The organism is Ammoniphilus soli (genome assembly GCF_040813775.1).
In genome coordinates this window covers 1-1,895 of record NZ_JBEGDL010000110.1, presented here as the reverse complement: position 1 = coordinate 1,895, position 1,895 = coordinate 1, and the positions used below count along the sequence as shown (strand labels likewise).

Below are 1,895 nucleotides of genomic sequence, written 5' to 3'. Positions count from 1 at the left end.
AATAGGCTTCATCTGCTTTAAAGCGGTGCAGACAAACACTATCCTGCTCCGAATAAATGGCTACCGTATTGATGCCCAATTCCGTGCAGGCCCGGAAAATTCGAATCGCAATTTCTCCCCTGTTGGCCACCAGAACCTTTCTGAATTTCTTTATATCTTCCACTCCACATTCCCCCTTCTTTTTAAAATGTTCACTTATATAATCATGATTATATGATAATCTAGTTTATTATTTTTGTAAATGAATTCATTAGCGTTGCATAAAACTTAAGGGGATTTATTAACTAACAATTCAGAAATTAATTTAATGACCTTTTGATAAAAAGAGAATAACCGAACAGAAGGTGATTGCTATCCATTTGGTAATTTTATACTATTAACCCTAATAACGTAAAAGTTGTTATACTAATTCCTTTTTTTGTCTTCCGCGTGACGTCCGGTTTGGTTTGCGTAATATTTGTTCCACCCAACGTTCACTGGGTCGCCAAAGGAATATGATAAGCCAACGGGCTAGTTGTATAAGAGAGTGTTTTGTTTGGGTTTCTAAAGAGACTAAAACCAATTGGCAATATGAAATGAGAGCTAAATAAACTTGATTCTCTACGGCTTCTTGGCTCGTGCCATAAAAGGTTTTAATTCGAATATGCTGCTTGATCCACTTGAAAAACGTTTCGATTTTCCATCGTGAACGATAGATTTCACCGATTTCTTCCGCATCCAAGTCAAATCGATTGGTGATGATTTGAATCGGGTTGCCTTCCGAATCCGTGGTTTCGATTAACCGCAGGACATTGTCCATTCGTTTCTGGGGAGTACCTACAAGAACCATGGAGTCTGATTGGATGGCACTACCCTCAGGTAAAGAGAAGGATTCTAGCTTTCGAATGACCGCATTCTTTTTCAATCGTGAAGCGAAGAAAATGCCTTGATCGCAGTAGCTATCCCACTTCTCGTAGTCGACATAGCCACGGTCAAACACATACATGGCTCCTTTTTCATCTATGAGAACCTCCATTTGCGTGCGATCATTTGGTTTGGCAGGGGTAATCACCACTTTTTCAGGAATCACCGTATTCTCTTCAACAAAAACCAAAAGAAGATGAACTTTAATCCCTGCTTTACTCTTGCGAAAGGTGGCCCACTTGTATTGGTTCAAGCATAAGGAAATGCTTGAGGAATCTACAATTCGGAAATCCCTTTTTACCGAACAGGATCGGAAGATCGACTTGGAACGGATTTGATGGACTAAATCCATAAAAATATAGGTTAAAATCGTAAGATCAACTCGTTTGTTTTTTCTGGAAAGCTGAGCAGCGCTAATCGATGTAAAACCTAACTCACGCTGAAAATCTTGATGTAGAGCATCATCTGCGATGGCTCGTAATCCATCGCGTTGATGGAGCTGTGCATGTAAAAAAAGAAGCAAATAGGCTTTGGTGGTTAGCTTTTTCACGTATTTATCTTGGTTCAGTTCATCGATATGTTCTTGAATCTTTAGGCTATTAATAGGTGAAATCCATTTACCAAATGACGAAAATAGTGTATTCTTGTCCATAGCGGGTCCTTTATATTGGATTTGGACAGGAATCACCTGTACTTTCCATTATAAAGGATTTTTTCGTCTATAAAGGCAAGATATGGTTTTTAATACAGATAAAAAATTCTGTAAATATTAATGCAACGCTAATGAAATGAATTAATAATTTTCAAACAGGTACTTGGTGTCATAAATCCGATCATCCGTGTACACGAAGAAAAAGAGCCCAACTCAGTGTCGGTCTCTTTTCTTTTGAAATCTCAAAACTATTTATCATGGACCAAACAACCCTCGTTGTCCTTCGGCTGAGCAGTCGCTGCCGCTTCCATATAAGCCATGGAACCCGTTCGATCGAACT

Annotated in this window: 2 protein-coding genes; both read right to left on the bottom strand. The window is 38.8% G+C overall.

What is annotated here, in order from left to right; genetic code table 11:
* Positions 1–154 (bottom strand): biotin carboxylase N-terminal domain-containing protein (locus ABLT31_RS38455; RefSeq protein ID WP_367760989.1); only part of this gene is annotated, 154 nt, incomplete at its 3' end.
* A gap of 246 nt (positions 155–400) precedes the next feature.
* Complete coding sequence (locus ABLT31_RS38450) at positions 401–1,555, bottom strand: IS4 family transposase (protein ID WP_367760988.1); 1,155 nt, start codon at positions 1,553–1,555, stop codon at positions 401–403.
* Positions 1,556–1,895: the final 340 nt, after the last annotated feature.